The following is a 26,481-nucleotide window of genomic DNA, read 5'->3' as shown; positions in this document are numbered from 1 at the left end:
CTTACTCATCCTAGTAGCTTGATAATTTGTAAAACAAACAAGAGATAAATTATGCTAAAAAAAGCACTCGCTCTATCAGTTGCAATCGCACTGACAGGCTGTAATAGCTCAAACGAACAAGTTGATTCAAACGTGGCAGTTCAAAATAAAACACAAGTTTCTTACCCTGATACACGTAAAGATAACGTGGTAGATACTTATTTCGGCCAACAAGTTGCTGATCCATACCGTTGGTTAGAAGATGATATGAGTGCAGAAACGGCAGAGTGGGTAAAAGCGCAAAATAACACAACGTTTGATTATTTAGCTAATATCCCTTACCGCGATCAAATCAAAGAAACCTTAACCGAGTTAATGGATTTCGAAAAAATCGGCACACCATTTAAAAAAGGCAAATATACTTATTTCTACAAAAATGATGGCCTACAAAATCAATATGTACTTTATCGCCAACTTGAAGACGGCGAGCCAGAAGTATTTTTAGATCCGAATACGTTCAGTGAAGATGGTACAACGTCTTTAGCGGGCATTAGCTTTACAGAAGACGGATCACTGGTTGCTTACCAAATTTCTGAAGGCGGTAGTGACTGGCGCAAGGTCATTGTATTAGACACTGAAACCAAAAAACAAATTGGTGAAACTTTAGTTGATGTGAAATTCAGTGGCATTTCTTGGTACGGTAATGAAGGTTTTTATTACTCAAGCTACGACAAACCAAAAGGCAGTGAGTTATCAGCAAAAACTGATCAACACAAAGTATATTACCACCAACTAAACACGCCTCAGTCAGCAGACAAAGTAATTTATGGTGCAACAGCAAACGAAAAACATCGTTATGTTGGCGCGAGCGTTACCAAAGATAAACATTATCTTATTATTTCTGCCAGTGTTTCGACTTCTGGCAACAAGCTATTCATCAAAGATTTAACTAAGCCAAACAGTAAACTAGTTACTATCCTTGATCACACCAATTCAGACACATATGTGATGGATAGCGAAGGCAGTAAACTAACCTTAGTAACTAACCTTAACGCACCGAATAAGCGCATTGTTACTGTTGATGCGAGCAATCCTGCACCTGCTAACTGGCAAGACCTTATTCCAGAAACTGAAAATGTACTCAGCCCGAGTATGGGTGGTGGCTATATCTTTGCTAGATACATGGTTGATGCCGTATCTAAAGTAAAGCAGTTTGATAAAAAAGGTAATTTAGTTCGAACAATTGAACTACCTGGTGTAGGCACAGCTTACGGCTTTGGTGGTGAGAAAGATGACGAAGTTTTATATTATGCTTTCAGTAACTATAAAACACCAACCACGTCTTATAAGTTAGATATCAAATCTGGTAAGTCTGAAGTTTATCAAAAGCCTGAGATTAACTTTAACCCTGATAACTACGAGTCAAAACAAGTATTCTACACTTCAAAAGACGGCACTAAAGTACCTATGATCATCACCTACAAGAAGGGCTTAGAACTTGATGGTTCGAACCCAACGATTCTGTATGGTTACGGTGGTTTTAACGTCAGTCTTACGCCTTCATTCAGCTCTTCTCGTGCTGCATGGTTGAAAATGGGTGGTGTTTACGCTGTAGCAAATATTCGTGGTGGTGGTGAATATGGTAAAAACTGGCACAAAGCAGGTACACAGCTACAGAAGCAAAATGTATTTGATGACTTTATTGCCGCAGCTGAATACCTAATCGACAAAGATTATACGTCAAGTAAGAAGCTTGCTCTGAATGGCGGTTCAAATGGTGGCCTATTAGTCGGTGCTGTAATGACGCAGCGTCCAGAGCTATTTAAAGTTGCACTGCCAGCTGTTGGTGTACTTGATATGTTGAGATACCATACTTTCACAGCTGGTGCAGGTTGGGCATATGACTATGGCACAGCAGATCAAAGCCAAGAAATGTTCCAGTATCTTAAAAACTACTCGCCAGTTCATAATGTGAAAGCGGGTGTACAATACCCAGCGACACTTGTAACGACAGGCGATCATGATGACCGTGTAGTGCCAGCTCACTCTTACAAGTTTGTTGCTGAACTGCAAGACAAGCAAACGGGCTCGAACCCGACGCTTATTCGTATTGAAACGAACGCAGGTCATGGTGCCGGTACACCGACAAGCAAGATTATCGACCAATACGCAGATATTTTTGGATTCACATTACATAATATGGGTGTGACTAAGCTGTAATGCTTGCTTAAATACGAAGAGATTGAGAGCACCAAATGGTGCTCTTTTTTATTTTCTCAAATATATAATTATACCAATCCGCAATAACACTTAATCATTTTGAGGGATTAAAACTGACGCTAGCTTCGTTAAAAATTTCTCATTTAGAGCAACTAAATAGCAAAATTTTCGCCTCGCTATCAACCAGTTTTTCTTGCCTCAAAATAGACCACTTAGTTAAGCGGACTGGTATTAAACAGCAGCTCTTAATCTGGATAGCTGCTTTTCAAGAGTCTGTAGGTTGAACGGCTTCAAAATAAAACCGCTGACTTTTTCTAATAAAGCTTGCTGTACTTTTTTCTTGTCGTTTTCACAAGTCACCATGATCACAGGTGTATCTTTTAATTTTTGATCTTTGCGGATCGATTTAAGTAATTGCTGACCATCCATTTTGGGCATATTAAGATCTGTGATCACAAGATCGTAAGAGGCATTTTTTAGCATCCCTAGCGCTTGGAAACCATCGACAGCTTCGTCTAAATGCTCGAAACCGACATGCCTCAACATATTGATCATCACATGCCGCATAGCTGCCATATCGTCAACAACGAGTACTCTCATTCAGAAAGTCTCCATTTAAAAGATAAAAGTAGAAAAAATAGAATACAGACGCGAAATTACTGCAAATTAATAGATAATGCTATTACAGAAGGTTACAACGACTAGTAGAACACTCAATCAAGCCTAAGCCTTATTAAGTGGAAGCTCCATAAATACACTCAGAGGGTTATCACGATATAAACCAAAACGCTCACAACGCTTAAATCCCAAACTTTCATAGAGGCTAATTGCTTCAGCCTGCTTACTACCGGTTTCTAAGCGCATCATTGGTATTTGTGCTTCACCAGCATAATGCAGCAGGGTTTGCATTATGCGTTTTGATAACCCTTTACCACGATAAGCCGGTTTTACGTATAAACGTTTTAGCTCGCCGTATAAAGTTTTATCAAACTGCTTAACTATCGCCCCACATGCCACAATGCCATCTTCATTTTGTAAGCCGATAGCACGAACATTAGGCTGACGTAATTCAGATAAAGCAAGAGATTGATCACTGGCGATTGGATAAAGCGTATTCATTAGCCGATCGATCTCAGTAAATAGCTCAATTACATTGGGATCTTCAGGGTTTAAATCGACTAATTGCATGTTTTACCAAATCCTATTTGATGTCCAAAAACAGCCATAAACTATACCTTCTAGAATTAAATGAACAAGTTAATTTAACTGATATAAACAACTATTTAACTTAAAAGTTAATGTAGATCAGGAATTTAAACTCAATTACAGGTACAAAATTAAATAAAGAAATGTTAGTAAAATTATGATCTAAGAAAATAAACACAACATTTCAGTTAGTAAAAACATGTTTTATCTTCAGACTTTGACCCTTATCTCTGTAAAAAAATTCAATACATCTCATAAAAAACAAATTTATTGCTCCGAGACAGCAACTTTATTGATTAAATTATTTAATTTGCATTCGAAGTCAGCCGCACTGAAGTACCGAGTTAGCGGTTAGAAAAATAATGATCCGTGCTGGTTTTATTTATTATGTAAAGCCCCTTTACAACCATACATAACAGCGTTTGATATGCATTATTACTAAGCGCTTATTTAGCCTTTTGGTTTATTTTCAATGCTAAATAACAAACTCTTAAGACTAGCTTCAGGGTTTGAATCAACAAACTCGGGGGGATTTTCGAGGCGTTCTTGATAAATCATTTGCGGTGCATGTTCAGCCATTTCATCAATTAAAAACTGCGATGTTAAATCAGGGTCATTCACACAGGCGAGTACTTGACCATTATCACTGAGCAATTCATGCAAACGTCTTAGGATCTTTTTATAATCTTTGGTTAATGCAAAACTACCTTTTTGGAAGCTAGGTGGGTCGATGATAATTAAGTCATAAGGACCATATTTTTTGACTTTTCCCCATGATTTGAAAAGGTCATGCCCTAAAAAGCTGACTTGACTGAGATCGTGCCCATTCAACTGATGATTTACTCTTCCCTTAGCAAGTGCCGCTTTGGCCATATCTAAGTTAACAACGCTGCTTGCTCCGCCCGCAATGGCAGCCACTGAAAAACCACAGGTATAAGCAAATAAGTTTAAAACACGCTTATTTTGACTATTTTCAAGCACCCACTTTCGACCATAACGCATATCTAAAAATAAGCCGTTATTTTGTTTTTGCCCTAAATCGAGTCTAAATTTTAGTGTGTTTTCTATTACTTCTTGTTGTTGCTTTAGTTCACCAAAAAGTACTTCAATCGGTGAATTTAATTGATATCTATGCTGCAATAAAACACTGCGAACTTGCGATTGCCAAGCTTGTAATTTTAACCACTCGGTGACATGTATTTTAAGTTCAGCAATAAAGGCGTTATCAACCTCTTTAAATATTGAAATTAATATTTGCCCATCAAGCCAATCAATTGTGAGTTGTTCTAGCCCTTCAAACGCACGACCTCGGCCATGAAATAATCGTCTAATTTCATTTGGTAAAGGCGTTATATTCGCAAGATGGGAATCAAGAAATGAAAGTGCTGAAGACTGCATAATGGGCTCAAAAAACTAAATAGGGGCATATTGTACTCACAAAAGCACAAAGCCCCTAATTTCTTTGCTTAAAGTCGGCTAGATCAGCAACTTTGTGCGTTTTTCACAAACTCTGAGTAAATAGAATCTTTAATGAGTCTATCAGGTGTAAACGCATAATAATGTTGGTAGACATTTTCGATGGCACCTAAATACGTGACGTCGTGTGCCTTTTCAATTTCTTGTTTAATAGATAATGGCGCAGGGAAAATACCAAACCCTTGCTCACCTAGCGCCTTCATTAAAGCACTGTCATCTACATGACCGGCGACTGAAACTTCTAGCTCCAAATCTTCAAGCCAGAACTTAATCGCGCTCGTCACAGGGCTGCCTTTAGCTGGCAATATCACTGGTAACTCACTTAATGAGTTAGGAAATAAAGACTGTACATTGCTTTGCAAACTGGCTTTACCAAAAAAGCCAAGCTGGCTTTTACCAATCTCATGACAAAAAGCTTTAAACGGTAAGCTACTGTCTAGAGGCTTATCAGCTAACACTAAATCAAGTTTATGAGTCGCCATTTGCGCCAATAACTCAGCTTGCTGACCATCAATACAATGCAGATTTGAAATACGCTCATTCTCAATCAAAGGTGCTAACCACTTAGACACCAGAGATTTAGGCAAAGAATCAGAGATACCGACTTTAAGGGTTTTAGAGACATTACTCATATCACCCTGCGTGGTTTCGAGCCACTCTTCAGCAATGGCAAACATATCATCAGCATACTGTTTAGTGACTAGGCCAAACTCAGTTAGTCGAAGACCACGGCCTTCACGTAAAAATAATGGTTTGCCTAGTCGATGTTCAAGACTGGTGATTTGTGCACTGACAGTTTGAGGTGTCAGATGTAACACTTTACTGGCTGCCGCGATGCTGCCATGGCGGCTTACCTGCCAAAAGTAATACAGGTGGTTGTAATTTATGTTGGTAATCATTCGATTTCACCGAACCCTAAGTAAGATTTAATCAGCTTTTTTCTTTTCTATTACATTAGTAGATTAATTCCATCGCTGCAATATATCGCGATAAAACTTTATAAACTGATTGGAATTTACACGATGAAACTGATTTTGACGCTACAAGACAAATTACAAAATGCTGCGACAAAAATGCAAATTTCACGACTGGTGAATAGCAAACTGTCTAAGTACAGTAAAAACATTCGTAAAATTACTATCAATGTAAAAGACATATCTCAAGATCAAGCCACCAGCATGAAGCAATGCAACATTGAATTATTATTGCCAGGCTTGCCTAGTATGCAGATAAAAGCCAAGGGTAAAGACTTATTACAAGCAACAAAACGCGCACTTCAGTATTCACAGCAACGATTAGCACATAAGTACCAACTAGGCCACTAATTCCCAAGCACTTGCCATGGCAAGGATGCCGTGATTTTTCTTGAACAGTTGCTTGGACACGACATATCTTCAAAACTGCAAACATCTACCGCCAACATGTTAAACTCTCACTATTAAGCAAAAACCAAGAGATGTGACATGTTAGTTTTATCCAACAATGTTGAAATTCCAGCTTGGCAATTAGAATTCAGTGCGATCCGCGCCCAAGGCGCTGGCGGGCAAAACGTCAATAAAGTATCAACTGCCATTCATTTAAAGTTCGATATAAAGCGTTCATCGCTGCCACAATTTTACAAAGAAAGGCTACTTGCGCTAAAAGATTCTAGGATCACCAAAGAGGGCGTCATCGTCATAAAAGCGCAGTCTCACCGTAGTCAAGAAATGAATAAAGAAGAATCATTAGAGCGCTTAAAAGCCCTTATTTTAGATGCGATCAAAGTTCAAAAGGCACGCAGAGATACAAAACCGACACGTAGCTCACAACGTAAACGCGTCGATAGCAAAGTCAAAAAAGGCCAAACAAAACAACTTCGCAAGCGCGTTGATTACTAATACCAATCTCAATAATACTTAATCATTTTTAGGGACTAAAGTTGCCGCTAACAGCGTTAAAAATTTCTCATTTAGAACAACTAAATAGCAAAATTTTTGCCTTGTTATCGACAAACTTTCCTACCCTCAAAATAGCTCACTTAATTAAGTGGATTGGTATAAATACACTCCTTGCCCCTATTTTAGATATTATTTATTGCAGATAACGGGTAAATTGTTTAATAATAATGCATTCAAAAGTGTGTACTTTTGAACTTTAAGGTAAGCCAAAACGACTAGGAAGAAATATGAAAACTCAACTCGCGTTATTATTCACCGCAATGACAGTACTATCAGGCTGTTCAACAACGACCGTTGAACGTACAGTTAAAGACGGCGTCAACGGTGCAATAAACGGTATCCTTGGTTCTACAAGCCCATCATCTCCCGTAACAAACACACCCAATCAATCAGGTAATTATTCGGTTCGCAGTGAAAATATTTCGATTATCACAGCTGAAAAAACGTCGCGAGATTATGGGCAAACAACCATAACTAAAGCCGAGCGTAATCCAAACGATAAAACAATCCTAAAAATAGAGCGCTCTTTTCACCCTCGTATCGGTAATGTCGCATTCGAAGCTTACTTATATGAGTACTCACCAGAAGGCTGGTTAATAAATACAAGAACCAAACTTGATACTACCTTTAATGAGAATATTACACTGCCAGCTGGTAAGTATTACATTAAAGCGCAAACCAGAGGTGTTGACAGAAAATCCTATGCAACAGGTACGATTACCATTGACCCGTTCGTCTCAAATTACATCACCTTAGAGTTTGAATAATTAGTACTAACAACAAAGGCCTTAATTAAGGCCTTTGTTGTTTTTGGAACAGTTTCTAAATCTTTTATTTCAGACTTTGATAAAACTCATTTTGGCAGTGTGATCACAAAACTCGCACCGCCAAGTTTACTTTTTGCTACAACACATTGCCCTTTATGCCAGCTCACAATTTTTTTCACTATGGCCAGACCTAGTCCATAACCGCCAAGGTGCTTGTTGCGGCTCTTTTCTAATCGAACAAACGGCATAAACACGCTCTCGTATTGGTCTTCAGCGATCCCTTCCCCATCATCTTCAACCACAATAATAACCTGCTTTTCAACCTCAGTTAGAGACACCTCAATTTGGCTAGCACCATATTTATCGGCATTTTGCAGTAAATTTTGTATCACACGAGCAAGGTAATGCGCATTGGCATTGACTGTAATACCTGATGAAATAGATGCGGTAACTTCTTTACTGCTAGGCCCTTGCAGCTTATCAAGTTGCGCCTGCATTAACTCTGATAGGTCAAACTCTTCACAACTTAACTGCTCGCCCGCGATTTCTAAACGCGCGTAACCGAGCATTTCATCGATTAATGACTCCATCTCTTGAACATCTTGTTGCATACCAGAAACTTGCTCAGGCTGCGCACTTTGTAGCATAGCCAACGCAAATTTTAATCTCGCAAGCGGAGTGCGAAGTTCATGAGAAACCGCATTAACGAGCTGCTTTTGATCCGTCATCAAATTAGCGACTTTTTGCGCCATAATATGAAACTGCTCGGTGAGATCAGAAATGGCAGAAAAGCGAGAAGTTTTACGCTCTACATTTAAGTTGCCTTGCGCTAATTGTTCTGTAACTCGCTTAAACTGCATCAAGTCTGACCATAAAGGTCTTAACCAAACAATCAACAATAACCCTAATACCAAAAAAGAGATGAATTTGAAAAGGTATAGCTTATTCGACGCCGGTTCTGAGGGTAAAAAAGGACCGAGCTGTACTAAAGTGAAGTTGTCGATTAATAAAAAGCTTAATAATGCCTGACCTTGGGCATTATAGGTTGTCAGTACTTCACCATTTAATAATTGAGTGCGCTGCTCGTCTAACCAGGCGATACTATCAATATCTAGCCCCTGATAACTCGCTTGCAACTGTGCTGGCGAGGTAATGTGTGCCTGCATGACATTGGCAACTTGTTTGGCATGACGAAGTTCATCTGGGGCTTGTGTTACCCAATTTTGCCAAACATAGTCACTGGCTTGATTGATAACAATAATGCTGGTTATGACTACCAAGTAGAGACTAATAAGAAGACGAACCACGCTTGATTAATCCCAAGCCGACTTGGAGCATAAGTAGCCTTTACCCCATACTGTGATGAGTCTAAATGGTTGCTCTAAGTTATCTCCTAACTTCTTGCGAAGACGAGAAATACGCACATCGACACTGCGATCAAGTCCATCATATTCTCTGCCAACCACATGTTTATAGATAAACTCTCTGCTTTGAGTTTCGCCGGCATTGCTTGCTAGCGTCCATAATAGATCAAACTCATAACTGGTTAGCTCGACCTCTTTGCTATCAAGGTAAACTCGGCGATCTGCTTTATCGATTTGTAATGTACCTAGGGTTAGAGAATCTTGATTTACTGGCTTATTCTGACAACGACGGAGTAGGGCATTCAAACGCGCCAATAGCACAAAAGGCTCAACAGGCTTGATGACATAATCGTCTGCCCCAATCTCTAGCCCTTTTACCTGATCGAAATCGCTGTCTTTGGCACTTAAAAACAATACCGGCCCTAAATATTCATTTCTGATGGCGCGACAGATACTAAATCCATCTTGATTGGGTAACATAATATCTAAAATCACGATATCGGGTTGCATGGCAATGATCTGCTCAGCAGCGTCAGCCCCATCGTGGATCATCTCGACCTCAAACCCATTTGCTTTTAAAAATTGTGCAGTCAAAGTGGCTAAGCGAACATCGTCTTCAACTAAAATAATTTTAGACATTAAAATAAACTCCAATCAGACTTTAACTTTCGGCGGTACTTTCGACTGCTCAATGCATGGACTTTTATGGTTTGTTCTACCAATGTACGTTGCTTAGTATCACGCAAACTAAATACCATGGTTTTATCTAGTGTCACATCAACCATTTCAGATACTTGATTTTGCTTAGCCCAACACTTCAGTTGCTGCTTATCTTGAAATAGGCACACATCTTGTAATTCTGGTGACTGCCACATTACACTCGCCTTCATCTGACATGCATCACCTAAGCTTTTAACAACACAGGTAATCGGCTTTATAACGAGGGAAGGGGACTGCTTTTTGTCATCCTGAGGAGAGGTTTGCGCATAAACATGAGACAAAGAAAAACAACCAATAACAAACACAATGCACGGACGACTAAAACTCATATAGCCCCCCGATGAACAAGTAATCTTGATGCTTATCATTCACTAATGGGCTATCTGTTATCGCACTCGATAAGAAAGTACGTTTGGCGCTGAATTTAAATTGCCACTGCTTGTTTATCCGATAGTTAAATGCCGCGCCAAAAAAAGGCGACACACCTTGCTCACCCTGATAAAAATAAGCTTGCTCTACGTTATCTTTACTGTTTAGCCCATAGTAATAGTCAATAAGCTCAGCACTTTGCCAGTCAAATCCTGCTGAAAGCTGTAATCTCGCAGGCCAATCAAAAACGGGGAGCTGGTATTTATAACTTGCCTTAATATGCTGGCCTTTATAAACGCCACTGACATCATGTGACCACTGAGCCGTTATTTTATGTTGTTTACCTAGATACCAATGGGCAAGCACACCGGCATCTATAGCCCAATCGCGTTTGGCGATATCATCTAAAGTGGGAAGGCGTTTTGGTTCAACAGGTTTATCTGTTTCGGGAAAAATGTCTTCTCCACCACTACTAGGCTCTGTAGGAGTTTGTACATCACCTCCTTCACTTAAAGCCCCATCAACCCCTATTAAATTACCCGTGTGAAGGCGATTAAAATATTTTTGTTCAGAATTCAGTTCAATAATGGCACTGATATCGAAGTACTCAGTTTCTTGAAATGTATATCCTAGTGTGGTGTTTTCAAGAAAGAACTGCTCATTGTAATAGCTGATATAAGGCACCAAAAGTAAGGGAATGTTTTTACCCCCTTGCAAAGGGTTAGTCAGTACACCACCTCCGACAGCTAAAGAAACCTGCCACTGGCCAATTTCAATACATTCCTCATTGGCTTGTGAGCAAGTTGCTGTTGGTGGGCCAGCTGCCACGCTTAAAAGTGGCGCTGCAAATAAAGCCAAAAACAATAAATACTTTAAAGAAGCTTTCAAAATCAAACCCTTCTATTTCCCTGACTATAATTTACCACTCCTAAGTTATTTTTCTATGCTCGGTTACATTAAATAACAATTCGCCTAGCTAAAATAACAGATATTCCAACTAGGCCGATTAAGATTAAAAAATAAACATCATATTTTTTAATTAACGACTTTCAAGGAGCTAGCTGTGAAGAGTAAATTTATTCTCAGTTCAATAACACTCAGTCTATTAGTAGGATGTGGCGGTAGTTCAAGCAGTAATGAAAAGCCACCTATCGACGAGACAAAAATTCCACAATTAAATGACGTAACAGTTTCAGCAGCGCCATTGATTAAAGCCTCTGAATTTCAATTTACGCAAAATCTAAAAAATGGAGTATTTAAACGCTATCAGAATCGCCTCTCCAATAACGAGCAAGCAGAAAACGATGCAGTTGCCAGCCCAACAGCCCCAAGTGACTTTTCTCAAACCAATCGACAAGAACAAAATGTTGATGAGGCTGACAGAATTAAATATAACGGTGAGTATTTGTTTATTGCTGCAAGTTCTTTCAATGACATAGATCATGCATCATCGCAAGGACAAAATTATATTCGAATTATGCAACGAAATGCTGAAGGCGAAATGAGCCAAGTACATACCCTTAATTATTCAGAATCACAATGGGGTGAACAACAGCTTTACTTACACAACAATACTCTTGCTGTTTTAGATTATGCGCCTAGTTACTTCTCGTTTGGTATGGCAGCAATAGATTCCACAAGCAGTGAAACCGCCAGTACCGTAGAACCCTATTTTTATTATGGCGCTAACGAGTTCGAATTAAGTTTTGTTGATGTCAGTCAACCTAGCCAAGCCGCTATAAAGCATCAATATAAAATTGAAGGGGGGTTAATCGACAGCAGAGTAATAGATGGCTCACTGTATTTAGTCAGCAATTACCACCCAAACTATACAGGTTTTGATCTGAGTAATAGTGATGACGCAACGGTATTAGCTAACTATCAAAAACTCAATGACGAGCAAATTGCCTCATTAACTCCAAACATTACCAATACCACAAATGAAAGTAGTGAAGAATTAGTCACGCCTGATAACTGCTACATCTCATCTGATGCATCTGATAAAGATGGGTTTGACAGTATTATTACCATTACTAAGATTAATTTAAGTAACCCAGAGCAAAGAGAATCTCTTTGTGTGAATACCAATGTTTATGGCGTCTATGCTTCTGAGAATTCACTCTATACACACGGCACCGTATATCAAGAGGATGAAGTCAAAACCGTTATTCATAAGTTTGAGCTTACTGGTGATACGCTAAACTATGCAGCTACGGGCGCTGTTGAAGGTCATTTAGGCGGCGGACAACAGAATTTAAGATTTAGTGAATTTAACAACGATTTACGCGTTGTAACCACAACCAATTTACCCTATAACGAGTCTGCTGGCTTTTCGCCTTTTAAGCATCAATTGTTTGTCTTACAGCAGCAAGAAAACTCATTAGCGCCAATTGCGAAACTACCCAACGATGCTCAGCCCACACCTATAGGCAAAACCAACGAGCAAGGATTGGTTGATGAAAATATTTATGCTGTTCGCTTTTCTGAAGACAAGGCATTTATTGTTACATTTAGACAAGTTGACCCGCTCTACGTTATCGACTTAACAGATAAAACCCAGCCTAAGATAGCTGGCGCATTAGAAATTCCTGGCTACTCAGCCTATTTGCATCCTGTTGGAGAAAACTTACTGTTAGGTATTGGACAAAATATTCGAGATTGGCGAGACCCAAGCGCACAAGATGTTGAAAATGGCGCTAAAGTCACCTTGTTTGATATTGCAGACATCACCAAGCCTAAAGTCGTTAATGAGAAAGTATTTGCCAACGCCTATACAGCAGCGGAATGGGACTACAAATCACTGAGCTTTTTAGCAACACAATCAGGTAAATTGAGATTCACTATGCCTGTAGAAAGATGGCAAAGCGAAACAAACACAGATTCTCTTTATCAATGGCGTCGAATTGCAGAGCTCGCAGCTTTCGAAATTGAAACTCAAAGTTCACCTGCACTTAATTACCTTGGTAGCAGTCAAGTTGATTACTCAGACATTAACGCAGAAACAGTGCCATACGTGTGGGGCGGACTAGACAGAGCCGTAATACATAGTGATGACTTGTATTACATTCATGGTAATTACATCTGGCACAGCTTATGGCAAACCCCAAGTGATAATAAAGGCCCGCTCTAAAAAATAAAATTTACGCATAATGCCCTAACAGGGTATTACCAAAGCTGGCATCTGCCGGCTTTTTTTTGTTATGAAATACACAATTTTGTAAAGGGGCTTTACATGTTTGAAAAGGGTTTTGAGACATAAAAAAGGCGGAGGGAAACTGAGAAAACCCTCCACCTAGAGCGTACTCCTTAATTGATTTGAGCTACAAACTTCATTTACGGGCGAAAAATGCTTGTATCTCTACTCAAGGGAAAAGAAAGTACATCACTTAAAACAGTTGTTACAATATAACAAAATAAAAATTGTTACAACATCACATTTCAAGTTTTTACTAATTTATAATCATAACTCCAAACAAAAATGCCAACTTTACGTTGGCATCAATCTAGGAAAGAAATTGGTTATGCGAACACTTTAGCTAATTGCCGCTTTGTATTTAAGGCGGTAACTGTGTAATAGCGGTTCAGTATAGCCATTAGGCTGTTGTTCACCTTCGAATACTAAGGCTAATGCCGCTTGATAAGCTAGGTTGCTATGTAAGTTTTCACTACTACTTGCCATAGGTGTGTAGTTGCTATCATGGGCGTTTTGTGTGTCGACCACTTCAGCCATTTTGGCAAATGTCGCTTGTACTTGCTCTGGCGTACAAATGCCATGTTTCAACCAGTTCGCGATATGTTGACTTGAAATACGTAAAGTCGCTCGATCTTCCATTAAGCCAATATGATTAATATCAGGCACTTTTGAACAACCAACACCTTGGTCTATCCAACGCACCACATAACCTAAAATGCCCTGTGCGTTATTCTCAAGTTCAGATTGAACATCTTCTTTGCTTAGCTCTACATCAAGCAGCAAAGGTGGTGTTAATAAGTCATCAAGTGACGCTTGTTGACGCGCTTTCAGCTCAGCCTGAATAGCAAAAACATCCACTTGATGGTAATGCATCGCATGAAGAGTTGCCGCTGTAGGTGATGGCACCCAAGCAGTATTGGCACCCGATTTAGGGTGAGCCAACTTTTGTTCCATCATCATTGCCATTTTATCTGGCATCGGCCACATGCCTTTACCGATCTGCGCCTTGCCACTGAAACCGCATTTTAGACCAATATCCACATTCTGATCTTCATACGCTGCTATCCAAGGTTGTGCCTTGATCTGACCTTTTGGCAATACCGGACCCGCTACCATAGAAGTGTGAATTTCATCACCGGTTCTGTCTAAGAAACCAGTGTTAATAAATACCACGCGAGATTTAGCTTGGTTAATACATGCCATTAGATTCACGGAAGTGCGACGTTCTTCATCCATAATGCCCATTTTTAAAGTGTTTTCAGGCAAACCGAGTAAACTTTCAACACGAGAGAATAGGGTATTGGTAAAGGCGACTTCTTCAGGGCCATGCATCTTAGGTTTAACGATATTAACGCTCGCCGCCGTCGAGTTTTTAAATGGGCTATTACCTTGCAGGTCATGCATTGCACACAGCGACGTGATCACCGCATCCATGATCCCTTCAAAGATCTCTTCGCCATTTTGATCTAAGATCGCAGGGTTTGTCATTAAATGTCCGACATTACGCACAAACATCATACTTCGACCTTTCAAGCTCAAACGCTCACCACTCTTACTGGTATATTCACGATCGGTTGCTAGGCTTCGCGTCAGTTCTTGACCATCTTTTATAAACGTATCCGTCAGGGTACCTTTCATCAAGCCTAACCAATTGCTGTAAACACCGACTTTGTCTTCAGCGTCAACAGCGGCCACAGAGTCTTCACAGTCCATGATGGTCGTTAACGCGGCTTCGAGTAAGACGTCTTTGATCCCCGCTTTGTCGGCTTGTCCGATAGGGTTATGTGGGTCAATTTGAATTTCGATGTGTAAATCATGATGCTTAAACAATAAAGCCGTTGGATTCTGTGCCTGACCTTGATAACCCACAAATTGTGCAGGTGTCGAAAGCGAGACTTGCGAGCTGTCATTCAAAGTGACAACTAGTTGCTCATCTAGCACTGAGTAATTAGTACTCTCAATATGAGAGCCTGATTGCAGCGGCAGGGCAATATCTAAAAACTGTCTAGCGTAAGCCATGACTTTAAAGCCACGTACCGGGTTATATGCTTTTTGTTTTTCAGCGCCATCTTTTTCTGGCAATAAATCCGTGCCGTACAGCGCATCATAGAGCGAGCCCCACCTTGCATTCGCCGCATTCAATGCAAAACGCGCATTGCTTACAGGCACAACCAGCTGTGGGGCTGCTGTGAGCGCAATCTCAGGTTCAACGTGTTCAGTGGTGATCGTAGCTTCTTCAGGCTCAGGCACTAGATAACCTATTTCAGTCAAAAATGATTTATAAGCCTCTGCATCCCATTGCCCTTGCTGCTTATGGAAAGCATCAATCTGCAACTGCAGCGTATCACGCTTTGTAAGTAATGATTTATTGATTGGTGTAAGTTCATTGACCAAATCTGCAAAACCTTGCCAAAAAGCCTCTGCTTGCAAACCGGTGCCGGGCAAAGCCTGTTGATTAACGAAGTCATAAAGTTGCTGATCTATGGTTAAGCCAGCTTGTTGAACAGTTGCACTCATGAATATCTTCCTAAGCATAAAATTTGAACGGGTTTAGACAAACCATATCTTAAAAACAGCGAAAACCTAACCCCAAACCCATTCACAAAAAGAATACCCAAGATAACAACTATAAATTTAAAAAATTATAAAAATCGGCCTAGTGTTGAATTAAGCGCCAAGCAGAGCAAATAACCAACAGCTTTATGGTGTCACTCTCATAAACATGAATAAAAAGTTATACAGCAACCCGTTCGAAGGATTTTTATTATGACTAGCTATCAATCAAAACTTGACCACTTCAGCACACTTTGCCAAACACAGGGCAACACGTGGCAATCAATCAGCCCAGAGTTTGCAAGCCGTATGAATTTGCAAAACCGCTTTAAAACAGGCTTAGACATCGCAAAGTACACAGCAAAAGTGATGCGTGAAGACATGGCGGCTTATGACGCAGATAGCAGTCAATACACCCAGTCTCTAGGGTGTTGGCACGGCTTCACGGCACAGCAAATGATGATGGCTGTTAAGCGCCATCAAAAAACGACTAAACGCTCATACGTTTACCTAAGTGGCTGGATGGTTGCGGCACTTCGCTCAGAGTTTGGTCCACTACCTGACCAAAGTATGCATGAGAAAACCTCAGTACCTGCGCTTATCGAAGAAATCTATACTTTCTTGAAGCAAGCAGATGCACGAGAACTCGATCACCTATATAAAGAGTTAGATGAAGCAAAAGCAAATGGCTGTGATGTTGAAGCAGTTCTGAGTAAAATCGACAACTTCGAAACTCACGTAGTACCAATTATTGCTGATATCGACGCGGGCTTCGGTAACGAAGAAGCAACTTATCTACTTGCTAAGAAAATGATTGAAGCGGGCGCATGTGCTATTCAAATTGAAAACCAGGTTTCTGATGCAAAACAGTGTGGTCACCAAGCGGGTAAAGTAACTGTGCCTCACGAAGACTTCTTAGCAAAAATCAACGCAGTTCGTTATGCATTCCTTGAACTAGGTGTTGAAGATGGTGTGATTGTAGCGCGTACAGATTCTCTCGGTGCAAGCCTGACACAAAAAGTGCCAGTATCTAAAACACCGGGCGACTTAGCTAGCCAGTACACCGCATTCTTAGACACAACGCCAATCACAGGTGGCGCAGACCTAGAAGAAGGCGAGATGGCAATTAAACTTAACGGTGAGCTGTGTAAACCGGTACGCCTAGACAATGGTTTATACCAATTCAAAGAAGGCACAGAAAAAGACCGCGTAGTACTAGATTGTGTAACTAGCCTACAGTCGGGTGCTGACTTACTATGGATTGAAACTGAAAAACCAAACGTAAAACAAATCGCTGAGCTTGTTAATCGCGTTCGTGAGCAAGTACCAAATGCGAAGTTAGTATACAACAACTCACCGTCATTCAACTGGACACTTAAGTTCCGCGAGCAAGTATACGCAGAATGGCAAGCACAAGGTAAAGACCTATCTGCTTACCCAGATCCGTCTCAAGATATCAAAGCATTGATGGCACCTGAACTTGATAGCTCTGAACTTGCAGCAGCGGCAGATGTATTAGTACAGAACTTCCAAAAAGATGGCGCTCGTGAAGCGGGTATTTTCCACCACCTAATCACGCTACCAACTTATCACACGGCTGCACTAAGCACAGATATTCTTGCTGAAGGTTACTTTGGTGACCTAGGTATGCTGGCTTATGTACGTGATGTTCAACGTCAAGAAATCCGCCGTGAACAAGCGTCAGTGAAACACCAAGACCTAGCAGGTTCAAACATCGGTGATACGCACAAAGAGTACTTCTCTGGTGACAATGCACTAAAAGCAGGTGGTGAAGCCAACACCATGAACCAATTCTAATTTTTGAGTCATATAGTTCCTTATCAGCAAAGGGCCCAATCGGGCCCTTTTATCGTTTTAAGTAACCCTCTAAAAACATGTAAAGGGCCTTTACACTCCACATTTCAATCACAATTTACGCTTAGTATTAAATAAATAATTCCCTTTTAAAAAACCACATGAAACGTTTTACCTTGTTGTTAGCGGCTTGGGCCTTTAGTTTAAGTGCCGCACCGTTAACATCAGAAGTTATTTCTGAAGCCAAAAAGCTCACCAAGGAAGGTAAACTAGATGTTGCACTGAAAACGCTCGAACGAGAAAAACAGTTAATTTTTCAACCTCAGGTTAATTTGCAAAGAGCCAAAATTGCTCGTGAGCAAGCGCAATATAACCAAGCCATAGAGCTTTTATTACCACTGCTCACACTACCTGAACAAAGCTTAGAGTTCAGATATGAGGTGAATAAAGAGTTAGGTGTTAACTTCCGTCGAAACATGAACACCGATAAAGCGGAATATTATTATTTAGCTGCAAAGCAAGTTGCGCTTTCTCTCAATGATAATGATCTTAAAGCACAGTCAATGATCAACCTTGGGGTTTTATATGAAGCTCAAGGTGCATTTGATAAAGCGATGGAGCAACAAACCAAGGCACAAAAAGCGTTAGAAAGCTCAGATAACAATGAACTAAAAGCTGCCAATTACTACAATCTATTTGGTTTATCCAATGTACTACGCCAAGGGACTCAAGCTCGTTTTTTCCTTGAGCAAGCCCTTGTTTATGATAAAAAAACCGGCCATAAACGCAATATAGCTTCGACAGCCCTAACGCTCGCACAACTATCGGCTAAGGAAGATGACTATCAAAACGCCATTCCTCAATTGAATGAAGCTATTTCGTTATTAGAACAGCTTAATGCCAATGAAAGCTTATCTAGTGCGCATGGCACCTTATTCAGTATTTATGCAAAACAAAATATGCTGTCTGAAAGTTTATGGCATGCTAAAAAAGAAAACGCGTATGCTGAAAAGACTGAATCTACAGTTCGTAAGTTTTGGTCTTATATTCATTTGGCGCAAGCTTATATTCAGCAGCAGCAACCTGATACCGCACTAGAGTATCTTGCGCTATCAAAACCACTTGCAGTGCAATTTAAGTCAGCCTTTTTTACCCATCAATTTAATTTGTATTCAAGTAAAGCCTATGCGCAACAAGCAAACTATGAAGATGCCTATTCATATTTACTCAATGCAACCGCAGACTTTAAAACCGTCGCTAAAAATATCGAAGAACGTGATGCAGTCACAATTAAAAAGCGCTTAGATAACCTTCTTAAATCATTAAAGCTTGCGCAAGAAGAAAAGAAACATGCGTTAACAACTATCGAGCTTGAAAACGAAACACTGCAAAAACGCATTTGGTTATTAGCTAGCTTATTAATTTCAGTGCTCAGTGCCGCCGTGATTTATATCTACTATATAAAGCAGAAGAATAGTCAATATAAAGCACAAGTGTACCAACATAACTTAGCGCAAAAAGAGCAAATGTTGGCTGACATTTCCCATGAGTTGCGCACTCCTCTAAGCGTATTAAAGCTTCATATTGAAGCGCTAGAGCATAATCTTATTGATGATAAGTTTTTAGCCTACGGAAAAATCAATGACAAAATTGCTCAGCTAAATAATCTTATTTCTGATGTATACCAATTATCCCAATTGCAAAATCAGGCTATGTACCTAGATTATCAAGAAGTAAACTTGCAGCAACTTTCACAAAAGTTTATGTCCGATATTAAGCTTTTAACAGAACAATATCAGCTCAGGTTTATCAGTGATATCGATCTGGCAGCAAACACACTGTTAGTCACTGATCAATCAAAACTTGAACAAGTGATCTTAAATCTTGCCAAAAATTCTTGTTTATATACCGATGCGCCAGGGCATGTCAGACTGAAAGTAAGAGCCGACGACACACATGCCTTTATTCAGCTAGACGATACAAGCCCGGGGGTCAGTGACGATGATTTACCAAAGCTATTTGATCGTTTATATCGAGTCGACAAATCACGTTCTCGAGCACTGGGTGGCTCAGGCTTAGGACTGTCGATTTGCCAAAGTTTAGTTCATGCATTACAGGGCGATATAGTTACTAAGCATGGTAAATCCGGTGGGTTGTGTGTTCAGATCACTTTGCCACTTAAGAACAATGCATAAAGCCTAACAACTCAATTTGTAGGCTTGTTTAAGCCTACAAATTAAACCAATCCTCTTGATAAAGTAAGCAATTTTGAGGCAAAGAAAACTTGTCGATAGCAAGACGAAAATTTTGTGATTTGGTTGTTCTAAATAAGAAATTTTCAACACAGCTAGCGTCAGTTTTAGTCCCTCAAAATGATTATGTATTATTGAGGATTGGTTTTACTCCACATTCACTCCATTTTTCTTCCACATTGGTTTGTTTAAATACAGCCATTAATACGGGAGAAGAATATGTCTCAACCAACTTTGAAACACGGTGACTGGGCGAAAATCATTGAGTCACGCCAAAAGCAAAACAGTCATAAAAAAACACATACACCTTGGCTTAAGTTTGTATATCTTGGGCTTGTATTTTTAACGGTTTTTGTGGTTTTTTACTGGACAAGTTTACCTTCAGCTCAAGCGCAAACGCCATTACCTGGAGAATCACAGACTAGAATAGCGCGCTATTTTTCTAAACAATTTATGATGGGAACGTGGCAGTTAGATGAAGTGAAGTTTAGTGAATATGGAATAATAACGCATATACGCGTACCTAAAAAATTAAATATGGAAGGCGATGTGTTAAGTAACTATGTGAGACATTCTTTGTGTCCACCTGCCAGCAGCGTGATTTGGCGAGACATAAAAACCCATCCACTCACTATGAATTTATTTGTGTCTTTGCAGCGAAAAGGGCAAAAGGCGCAGTGCGACAACCCCAATGCACCACAAACCAGTTAACCCATTAAACTGAGAGTACTATAAGGAGCCGTAAGGCTCCTTTTTTATTCTCTTTATTCTAATTCTAATCGCGCTTTCTCTTGCAAGGACTCTGGTAGCTCTTTAGTGACCGACACGCCCAACTCCTTAAACTCTGATGCCTGCTTAATTAAATTACCTTTACCTGAATAAAGCTGAGAAAATGCCTTTTCGTAGCTTTCTTTCGCTTTATCTAACTGAGCACCAACCCCTTCCATACTATGTAAGAAACCATTGAGTTTATTGTAAAAACGCTCTGCACGTAAAGCCAACTCTCTACTGTGTTTTGATTGCTCTTCAAAACGCCAAAGTTGTTTTACTATATTCAAACTAGTTAATAAGGTTGTGGGAGTTGCCACCAATACGTTGTTTTCAAGAGCATGTTGATACAGTGCTGGGTTGTGCTTTACAGCAGCAACAAATGCCGACTCAATAGGAATAAACATGATCACCACTTCAGGGGAGTTGATCCCAGGCAGTTTTTCGTAGCGTTTATCGCCCAATTCCTTAATTCGATCTGCCACAGCTTGATAATGCTGGGCTAAGGCGGTTTGCGCTTCAGAGTCTGATTCGGCATTTACAAAACGGGTATAGGCATTCAATGAGGTTTTCGCATCAATAATTAAATGCCGTTGTTGAGGTAAGTAAACCAATACATCGGGTCTAAACTTGCCGACTTCAGTAGTAAAAGACGCCTCTCTTTTGTAATCATACCCAGCTCTTAAACCTGCGCTATCAAGCACATTTTCAAGCATCAACTCGCCCCAATTACCTTGGGTCTTCTTTTGCCCTTGCAGTGCTGTCGTTAGTTTATCAGCTTGCTCGGTGATTGATTTATTATTGGCTTGAAGATGCAACAACTCTGTTTTTAAAGCTGCACGCTGCTTAAGCTCTTCACTATGAATGGCTTCCATTTTGTCACGAAAGCCTTTTAATTCACCTTGAACAGGCTGCAGCAGCTGACCAATTCGCTCTTGGCTCTGCTGGCTAAACCGTTGTGATTTCTCTTCGAAAATCTGGTTTGCAAGATTCTCAAACTCTTGCTTTAACTGGGTTTTTGTTTGTTCAAGATGATTCAATTGCGCCTCAAGCGCAGCTTGTTTTTGCTTTGACGCCGCTTTTAACTCGGCCAGTTCAACAGCAAGTAAGCTCTTCTCTTGATTTTGTGCTTGTAAGTTTTGCTCACCTTTTTGCCAAAGCGTATGAAATTGCTGAGCTTGTTGTTGTTTTTCACTTAAACGGGCTTGAGCTTGTTGCATTTGTCCATGCAATTGCAACTTTTCATTTTGTAATTGCAACACGAGCTCATGTTGCGACTGATAAGATTGTTGAAGCTGTTCAAGTTGAGCTGTGTGCAAATCAAGTTGTGATTGCAGTTGATTTACGACAGTTTGTTTGTGTGACAGACGTTGCCAAAAAAAAGGCAGGGAAGTAAGCATCCCCAATATGGCTGCAGCACCATGTATCCAATTCAATTGCGAGAGAAGTGACTCTAACATATCAGCCTCTGAATATTATTATTAAGCCGATAATACCCTAGACCAAGCTAGGGTTCACTACTGCATTAAATTGCTGCGTCTATTTGCTGCTCATCAAAACGGTATCCTGCACCGTACACTGATCCAAGTAATTTTGACGAAACGCCAACTAGCTTAACTTTTTTGCGGATGTTTTTAATATGGCTGTCGATAACACGATCTGAAATATCAAAGTTATCTGGTTGGATAAAATCTAGGATCTGCTGGCGAGAAAAAACTCGACTAGGAGCTTTGTACAATAAAGCAAAAATATCGAATTCAACTTTAGTAAGCGGTAAAGTTTGCCCTTTTAGCTTTATAAGTAGTTGCTCTTCATCGACTACGATTTTTTCTTGCTTAACTTCTACAGGTGCGCAACGGCGAAGAATAGCCCTAACTCGCATCACAAGCTCCGCTGCACTAAATGGTTTACACACATAGTCATCAGCGCCAAATTCAAGCCCTCTGAGCCTGTCAGCCTCAGCGACTTTCGCGGTCATCATGACAATAGGCACCATAGAAAACTGCCTGATCTGCTTCATGCACTCAACCCCATCTTGGTTGGGCAACATAATATCCATTAAAATAGCATCGGGTTTATGCTCAGCCACCCAATCAACAACTTTTGCGCCATCGGCAATATGGGTTATTTCAAATTGAGCAGCTTTAAAAAACAACATTACCTGCTCGGCAATGTCATACTCATCTTCAACTATCAGGATATGTGGCATGGCTTTTAATTACTTTCTTCACTTATTGCGATTTTAGACATTTTAGTTGTTTAAGCTGGGCTTTAACACTCTGTTTCAGCTCGTACGATAAAGTTTCATCGAATAAAAGCATAGTTAAAATACTTGAAAGATCTTCACTGCTGGCAACTTCTGAAAGCAAATCCTGATCACAAGGTGAAAGTGGTTCAATAAAACTTAATTCAGATTGTTGATGGCAAAGCATAATCGACTCCAAATCGGCTGCAATTAACTAAAGTAAGTAAGCGATAGGGTAATTAAAGCAACACAATGTGGATCAAATGTGGAATGGCTAAAAAGAATAAAAAAAATGGCCAACTTTAAGTTGGCCATTAAACAAGTAAGTTAAGGGGGGAAATAAAACAGTAAATCTGCATCACTGTACTTATAGACCGGCCTTATCTGATTTAGTTCAAAATTATTTTAAAATTTTTAACTTTGTAAGAGTGCTAGCATTTGCTCTTCATCAAAGCTATTAAAGGTCATGTGTTTATCATCAAATAACGCATCGACTAAAGCTTGCTTTTGTTGTTGCATGGTAAACACTTTTTGCTCAATAGAATCAGCCATAATCAACTTATAAACAAAAACAGGCTTATCTTGACCAATGCGGTAAGCTCTATCTGTGGCTTGATTTTCTACAGCAGGGTTCCACCATGGATCAAAATGGATCACCGTATCAGCTTGCGTTAGATTTAGCCCTGTACCACCCGCTTTTAGGCTGATCAAGAACACATTGCTCTCGCCTTCAGTAAAACTAGCAATAACCTTGTCTCTGTGACGTGTTTGACCCGTAAGCATACTAAAAGAGATCCCAATTTCCTCACAATGCTGAGCAACGAGGTCTAATACCGATGTAAATTGACTAAAGATGATCACTTTTCGACCTTGGGCCAATATTTCAGGCAAATGCTCACCTAACCAAGCAAGCTTAGCGCCTACTTCAGTGGTTTCAGCATTAACCAATTTAGGGTGGCAGCATATTTGTCGCAGCTTCAACAAGGCATCTAAAAATGCCAATTTGCTGCGCTCAACGCCTTGCTCTTTAAATAACTCTAAAAGCTTATTCTCAAGTTGTTTTTGAATATCAGAATAGAGTTGTGATTGGACTGGCGAAAATTGTAGCTCTTTTACCAACTCGGTTTTACTTGGCAACTCAGTCGCCACTTGCTGCTTGGTACGACGTAAAATAAATGGCGAAATAAGCTCTTTGAGCTCACTGACACGGCTATGATCTTGTTCTTTTTCAATGGGCTGTTGAAAGTAGCTTTTAAATTGCTGCTTAGTCCCCAATACTTCAGGCATAACAAAATCGAGTAAAGACTTCAGTTCTAATAGGTTATTCTCTACCGGAGTACCACTCAAACATAACTTAAATTGTGCAGACAATTGCTTTACACACTTAGACACTTGCGCAGCTTCGTTTTTAATATATTGCGCTTCATCAAGCACTATGGAATCAAAATCTAACCCTTTGTAATACTCAAGATCGCGTTTTAAAAGTGGATATGTTGTTAAAATAAAACGTGCGCCATGAAGGTTAGTTAATACCTTTTCTCTGTGACTACCATGTACAGTCGTAAGCTGTAAATTAGGCGCAAAACGCGCAAACTCACTTTGCCAATTTCCGACTAAACTCGTTGGACAGACAATTAGGCTTGGCCTAGTCACCAAAGTGTTATGCTGGTTAATGAAATAAGCAATCACCTGTAACGTTTTACCTAAGCCCATATCATCAGCCAAAATTCCACCTAGCTGATGGCGATGTAAAAATTTTAACCAATTTACACCCAATTCTTGATAATCTCGAAGCGTGAATAAATTACTTTTATGATTACTAGGTTTGAGTTGAACTTGTTCAGGGTTTTCAAGCTCGCTTAAATAATCGAGTAACCTCTTATCCTTACAATCAATAGTCAATTCTTGAATTGCAAAAAGCTGTTTTATTACTGAAAGCGGGAATTTAAACTGTGCACTCGATGCGTAATAACTAAATCTCTCTTTTAAAGAGAGCAATTTATCGTAACAATGCTTTTCAATTGCGTAAGTTTGCTTGGCAATGTCAACATAACGGTACTGGTTAGCTAATGTATTTACTTCAAGCTCTGCATGTTTGTCCCAATCGAGTAATACAGGGTTAGAATCGAGTAACACTTTACCCGTAATATGGTGATGTTTGTCACGCTTAAGCTGCAGCGAAACTTTTGCTACCACCACCTGATCTGATTGAGTAATTTCATCAACCATCCACCCCTTGCTTTGTAAGTGACTTCTTACTTCATGATTAAACCAATGAATAAAAGCGCCATCGTTTTGCGGTAAAACAAAAAGTCCATCTTCTAAACGAAGTCCCAAACCAAGTAGATACTGCTCTGTTCGCTTTAAAATCTTACTCATTTCAGTATTTGTTGCATCAGACTTCAAAGAGGAAGACATTTTAAAACCGAAGCTGGTATTTGACTCAACTAACTGCAGCGTAATTGGTACATTAGTTGACTCTAGCTGAGCCTCAGCTCCATTGGGCATAGTAACTAAATTATCAGCAAACACTTCTTGAAAACGTTTTACAACTTGCGTCAACTGTTCATTTGGTACTGCAGGCATTGTATTAATATGCGCAATTTCAAATGCACTGAGCGCACTATTAATTCGCCCAATGGTATTGTTATCAGCATCTAAATATAAAGGAGGATCTGTTTTTATGAGATGCCAACTCTCAATACCATCAACCGTAGCAACTAACTGCGACTTTTCGTTTTTCTGATGCCAATTTAATGTCAGATTAGCTTGGTGACCGAGTTTCAATGGCGCACGATTGTTTTGAAAGAATAATCTTTTTGTTTGTATAAGTTGTTGAACAGCTTCAAAACCCCACTTACCAGAAAGCTCATAATGCCCTGGAGAGTTTTGAGAGCGAACCCAGCTAAAGAGTCTAAAGTCAGATTCAAGTAAGCCTGGAGGTGCTACAGGGCTATTTAATTGAGGTTCTGTCAACAATCGACCAAGCGGGTATTGACCGTCAGGGCGATAAGGTGACATTTTAGGGTAAAGTAATAACTCTTGCCCGATTGGCTCAAGAGTAAAAAGCAGAACGTTATCAGTATCTATACGTTCATCGTGTTGCAATGCCGAAAGTTCATTAAACCAATCGTTCACTAAGAATGCTTCACCAAAACCACCTGAATGTTCGACTTTTAATTTAAGTAACACCGCAGCAATGTGACGACACTTAGCATTATTAGAACAGGTACACTGTGCATCTAAGCTGGGATTATTGTTCACTTTGGTAATTTTTATATGTTGAGAAAAAGTATTACCAAAATTACCCATCACTTGGCTTTCAATATTGGAAAAGTCATCGCTGTGTTCTAAAAAACTAATTTGCGAGTTATGCAGATATTCTTTTGCTTTTGTCAGCAAACTGCTATTGAAATACTGTTTTAAAAACCGCTCTGAGAGAGGGAACTGAGTGGCTTGTTCTTGTTTTATTTCTTCAAATAAAGCAAATAACTGTTCTTTAGATAACTGCGTTGACATTTAATTCGCGTAAAAATCAAATCATCCGCCCAGTATATGGAAATATGACTACTGAATAAACCCAATGGTCGTAATATTGGGAAAAACATAACTAGTAA

General features: G+C 39.8%; 21 protein-coding genes. 8 read left to right on the top strand and 13 right to left on the bottom strand.

The window, feature by feature from the left end; all coding sequences use genetic code 11:
* Positions 1–51: 51 nt before the first annotated feature.
* Positions 52–2,199, top strand: coding sequence for a prolyl oligopeptidase family protein (locus ACH784_RS19715; protein WP_404396955.1), 2,148 nt, complete (start codon positions 52–54; stop codon positions 2,197–2,199).
* Between the two features lie 231 nt (positions 2,200–2,430).
* Here ACH784_RS19715 and ACH784_RS19710 read toward each other — a convergent pair whose 3' ends face one another.
* The 4 genes from ACH784_RS19710 to nhaR form a co-directional block, all read right to left on the bottom strand.
* A complete protein-coding gene (locus ACH784_RS19710; RefSeq protein WP_404396953.1) occupies positions 2,431–2,799 on the bottom strand; it encodes a response regulator in 369 nt (122 codons plus the stop codon).
* Between the two features lie 123 nt (positions 2,800–2,922).
* Positions 2,923–3,387: a GNAT family N-acetyltransferase gene (locus ACH784_RS19705; protein ID WP_404396951.1), complete on the bottom strand. Its 465-nt coding sequence runs from the start codon at positions 3,385–3,387 to the stop codon at positions 2,923–2,925.
* A 468-nt stretch (positions 3,388–3,855) separates the two neighbouring features.
* Positions 3,856–4,803, bottom strand: a complete 948-nt coding sequence (locus ACH784_RS19700; protein ID WP_404396949.1) for a class I SAM-dependent methyltransferase — start codon at positions 4,801–4,803, stop codon at positions 3,856–3,858.
* An 83-nt stretch (positions 4,804–4,886) separates the two neighbouring features.
* A complete protein-coding gene (nhaR, locus tag ACH784_RS19695; protein WP_404396948.1) occupies positions 4,887–5,780 on the bottom strand; it encodes a transcriptional activator NhaR in 894 nt (297 codons plus the stop codon).
* A 123-nt stretch (positions 5,781–5,903) separates the two neighbouring features.
* Here nhaR and ACH784_RS19690 point away from each other — a divergent pair, with 123 nt between their 5' ends.
* The 3 genes from ACH784_RS19690 (at position 5,904) to ACH784_RS19680 (ending at position 7,585) form a co-directional block, all read left to right on the top strand.
* A complete protein-coding gene (locus ACH784_RS19690; RefSeq protein WP_404396946.1) occupies positions 5,904–6,206 on the top strand; it encodes a hypothetical protein in 303 nt (100 codons plus the stop codon).
* Between the two features lie 138 nt (positions 6,207–6,344).
* Complete coding sequence (gene arfB / locus ACH784_RS19685; protein WP_138479322.1) at positions 6,345–6,758, top strand: alternative ribosome rescue aminoacyl-tRNA hydrolase ArfB; 414 nt, start codon at positions 6,345–6,347, stop codon at positions 6,756–6,758.
* A 287-nt stretch (positions 6,759–7,045) separates the two neighbouring features.
* The gene (locus ACH784_RS19680; RefSeq protein WP_404396944.1) at positions 7,046–7,585 is read left to right on the top strand and encodes a hypothetical protein; all 540 of its coding nucleotides are present in this window, start codon (positions 7,046–7,048) and stop codon (positions 7,583–7,585) included.
* Positions 7,586–7,671: 86 nt separating this feature from the next.
* On the opposite strand, the gene ACH784_RS19675 is transcribed toward ACH784_RS19680, so the two are convergent.
* Genes ACH784_RS19675 through ACH784_RS19660 form a run of 4 tightly spaced genes read right to left on the bottom strand, consistent with a single transcriptional unit; the run spans position 7,672 to position 10,926 of the window.
* Positions 7,672–8,865, bottom strand: coding sequence for an ATP-binding protein (locus tag ACH784_RS19675; protein ID WP_404396942.1), 1,194 nt, complete (start codon positions 8,863–8,865; stop codon positions 7,672–7,674).
* Positions 8,866–8,898: 33 nt separating this feature from the next.
* Positions 8,899–9,588 (bottom strand): response regulator, encoded by a 690-nt coding sequence (locus ACH784_RS19670; RefSeq protein ID WP_404396940.1) that lies wholly within the window; start codon positions 9,586–9,588, stop codon positions 8,899–8,901.
* Positions 9,588–9,998 (bottom strand): DUF3019 domain-containing protein, encoded by a 411-nt coding sequence (locus ACH784_RS19665; protein WP_404396937.1) that lies wholly within the window; start codon positions 9,996–9,998, stop codon positions 9,588–9,590. Before ACH784_RS19665 ends, ACH784_RS19670 begins: the two co-directional genes overlap by 1 nt.
* Positions 9,988–10,926 (bottom strand): MipA/OmpV family protein, encoded by a 939-nt coding sequence (locus tag ACH784_RS19660; protein ID WP_404396935.1) that lies wholly within the window; start codon positions 10,924–10,926, stop codon positions 9,988–9,990. The genes ACH784_RS19665 and ACH784_RS19660 overlap by 11 nt, the downstream gene beginning before the upstream one ends.
* Before the next feature lie 175 nt (positions 10,927–11,101).
* On the opposite strand from ACH784_RS19660, the gene ACH784_RS19655 reads away from it, so the two are divergent.
* Positions 11,102–13,168 carry a beta-propeller domain-containing protein gene (locus ACH784_RS19655; RefSeq protein WP_404396933.1) on the top strand — a complete coding sequence of 689 codons (2,067 nt, stop codon included), beginning with the start codon at positions 11,102–11,104 and terminating at the stop codon, positions 13,166–13,168.
* 402 nt (positions 13,169–13,570) lie between these two features.
* Here ACH784_RS19655 and ACH784_RS19650 read toward each other — a convergent pair whose 3' ends face one another.
* Positions 13,571–15,748: a malate synthase G gene (locus ACH784_RS19650; RefSeq protein ID WP_404396931.1), complete on the bottom strand. Its 2,178-nt coding sequence runs from the start codon at positions 15,746–15,748 to the stop codon at positions 13,571–13,573.
* 249 nt (positions 15,749–15,997) lie between these two features.
* Here ACH784_RS19650 and ACH784_RS19645 point away from each other — a divergent pair, with 249 nt between their 5' ends.
* The 3 genes from ACH784_RS19645 (at position 15,998) to ACH784_RS19635 (ending at position 20,562) form a co-directional block, all read left to right on the top strand.
* The gene (locus ACH784_RS19645) at positions 15,998–17,602 is read left to right on the top strand and encodes an isocitrate lyase (RefSeq protein ID WP_404396929.1); all 1,605 of its coding nucleotides are present in this window, start codon (positions 15,998–16,000) and stop codon (positions 17,600–17,602) included.
* Between the two features lie 158 nt (positions 17,603–17,760).
* A complete protein-coding gene (locus ACH784_RS19640) occupies positions 17,761–19,794 on the top strand; it encodes an ATP-binding protein (protein WP_404396928.1) in 2,034 nt (677 codons plus the stop codon).
* Positions 19,795–20,070: 276 nt separating this feature from the next.
* Entirely contained in the window at positions 20,071–20,562 is a 492-nt protein-coding gene (locus ACH784_RS19635; RefSeq protein WP_404396926.1) for a hypothetical protein, read from the top strand.
* A gap of 53 nt (positions 20,563–20,615) precedes the next feature.
* Here the strand turns inward: ACH784_RS19635 and rmuC are convergent, their stop codons facing one another.
* The 4 genes from rmuC to ACH784_RS19615 all read right to left on the bottom strand — a co-directional run bounded on the left by rmuC (position 20,616) and on the right by ACH784_RS19615 (position 26,383).
* The gene (gene rmuC, locus ACH784_RS19630; RefSeq protein ID WP_404396924.1) at positions 20,616–22,079 is read right to left on the bottom strand and encodes a DNA recombination protein RmuC; all 1,464 of its coding nucleotides are present in this window, start codon (positions 22,077–22,079) and stop codon (positions 20,616–20,618) included.
* Positions 22,080–22,144: 65 nt separating this feature from the next.
* Positions 22,145–22,828 (bottom strand): response regulator, encoded by a 684-nt coding sequence (locus ACH784_RS19625; protein ID WP_404396922.1) that lies wholly within the window; start codon positions 22,826–22,828, stop codon positions 22,145–22,147.
* Positions 22,829–22,850: 22 nt separating this feature from the next.
* On the bottom strand, positions 22,851–23,051 hold the full coding sequence (locus ACH784_RS19620; protein ID WP_404396920.1) for a hypothetical protein: 201 nt from the start codon (positions 23,049–23,051) through the stop codon (positions 22,851–22,853).
* Positions 23,052–23,278: 227 nt separating this feature from the next.
* Positions 23,279–26,383, bottom strand: a complete 3,105-nt coding sequence (locus ACH784_RS19615) for an SNF2-related protein (protein WP_404396918.1) — start codon at positions 26,381–26,383, stop codon at positions 23,279–23,281.
* Between the last annotated feature and the right edge of the window lie 98 nt (positions 26,384–26,481).

The organism is Pseudoalteromonas phenolica, assembly GCF_044788725.1.
Classification (GTDB): Bacteria; Pseudomonadota; Gammaproteobacteria; order Enterobacterales; family Alteromonadaceae; genus Pseudoalteromonas; species Pseudoalteromonas phenolica_C.
This window is presented reverse-complemented; position numbering and strand designations above follow the sequence as displayed.

Bases quoted from the DNA above. Each gene is read 5' to 3' on its own strand.
- nhaR (WP_404396948.1), bottom strand. From the start codon at position 5,780: ATGATTACCAACATAAATTACAACCACCTGTATTACTTTTGGCAGGTA.
- ACH784_RS19715 (WP_404396955.1), top strand. From the start codon at position 52: ATGCTAAAAAAAGCACTCGCTCTATCAGTTGCAATCGCACTGACAGGC.
- ACH784_RS19615 (WP_404396918.1), bottom strand. From the start codon at position 26,383: ATGTCAACGCAGTTATCTAAAGAACAGTTATTTGCTTTATTTGAAGAA.
- ACH784_RS19705 (WP_404396951.1), bottom strand. From the start codon at position 3,387: ATGCAATTAGTCGATTTAAACCCTGAAGATCCCAATGTAATTGAGCTA.
- ACH784_RS19650 (WP_404396931.1), bottom strand. From the start codon at position 15,748: ATGAGTGCAACTGTTCAACAAGCTGGCTTAACCATAGATCAGCAACTT.
- ACH784_RS19700 (WP_404396949.1), bottom strand. From the start codon at position 4,803: ATGCAGTCTTCAGCACTTTCATTTCTTGATTCCCATCTTGCGAATATA.
- ACH784_RS19710 (WP_404396953.1), bottom strand. From the start codon at position 2,799: ATGAGAGTACTCGTTGTTGACGATATGGCAGCTATGCGGCATGTGATG.
- rmuC (WP_404396924.1), bottom strand. From the start codon at position 22,079: ATGTTAGAGTCACTTCTCTCGCAATTGAATTGGATACATGGTGCTGCA.
- arfB (WP_138479322.1), top strand. From the start codon at position 6,345: ATGTTAGTTTTATCCAACAATGTTGAAATTCCAGCTTGGCAATTAGAA.
- ACH784_RS19690 (WP_404396946.1), top strand. From the start codon at position 5,904: ATGAAACTGATTTTGACGCTACAAGACAAATTACAAAATGCTGCGACA.
- ACH784_RS19635 (WP_404396926.1), top strand. From the start codon at position 20,071: ATGTCTCAACCAACTTTGAAACACGGTGACTGGGCGAAAATCATTGAG.
- ACH784_RS19620 (WP_404396920.1), bottom strand. From the start codon at position 23,051: ATGCTTTGCCATCAACAATCTGAATTAAGTTTTATTGAACCACTTTCA.
- ACH784_RS19680 (WP_404396944.1), top strand. From the start codon at position 7,046: ATGAAAACTCAACTCGCGTTATTATTCACCGCAATGACAGTACTATCA.
- ACH784_RS19645 (WP_404396929.1), top strand. From the start codon at position 15,998: ATGACTAGCTATCAATCAAAACTTGACCACTTCAGCACACTTTGCCAA.
- ACH784_RS19665 (WP_404396937.1), bottom strand. From the start codon at position 9,998: ATGAGTTTTAGTCGTCCGTGCATTGTGTTTGTTATTGGTTGTTTTTCT.
- ACH784_RS19670 (WP_404396940.1), bottom strand. From the start codon at position 9,588: ATGTCTAAAATTATTTTAGTTGAAGACGATGTTCGCTTAGCCACTTTG.
- ACH784_RS19640 (WP_404396928.1), top strand. From the start codon at position 17,761: ATGAAACGTTTTACCTTGTTGTTAGCGGCTTGGGCCTTTAGTTTAAGT.
- ACH784_RS19625 (WP_404396922.1), bottom strand. From the start codon at position 22,828: ATGCCACATATCCTGATAGTTGAAGATGAGTATGACATTGCCGAGCAG.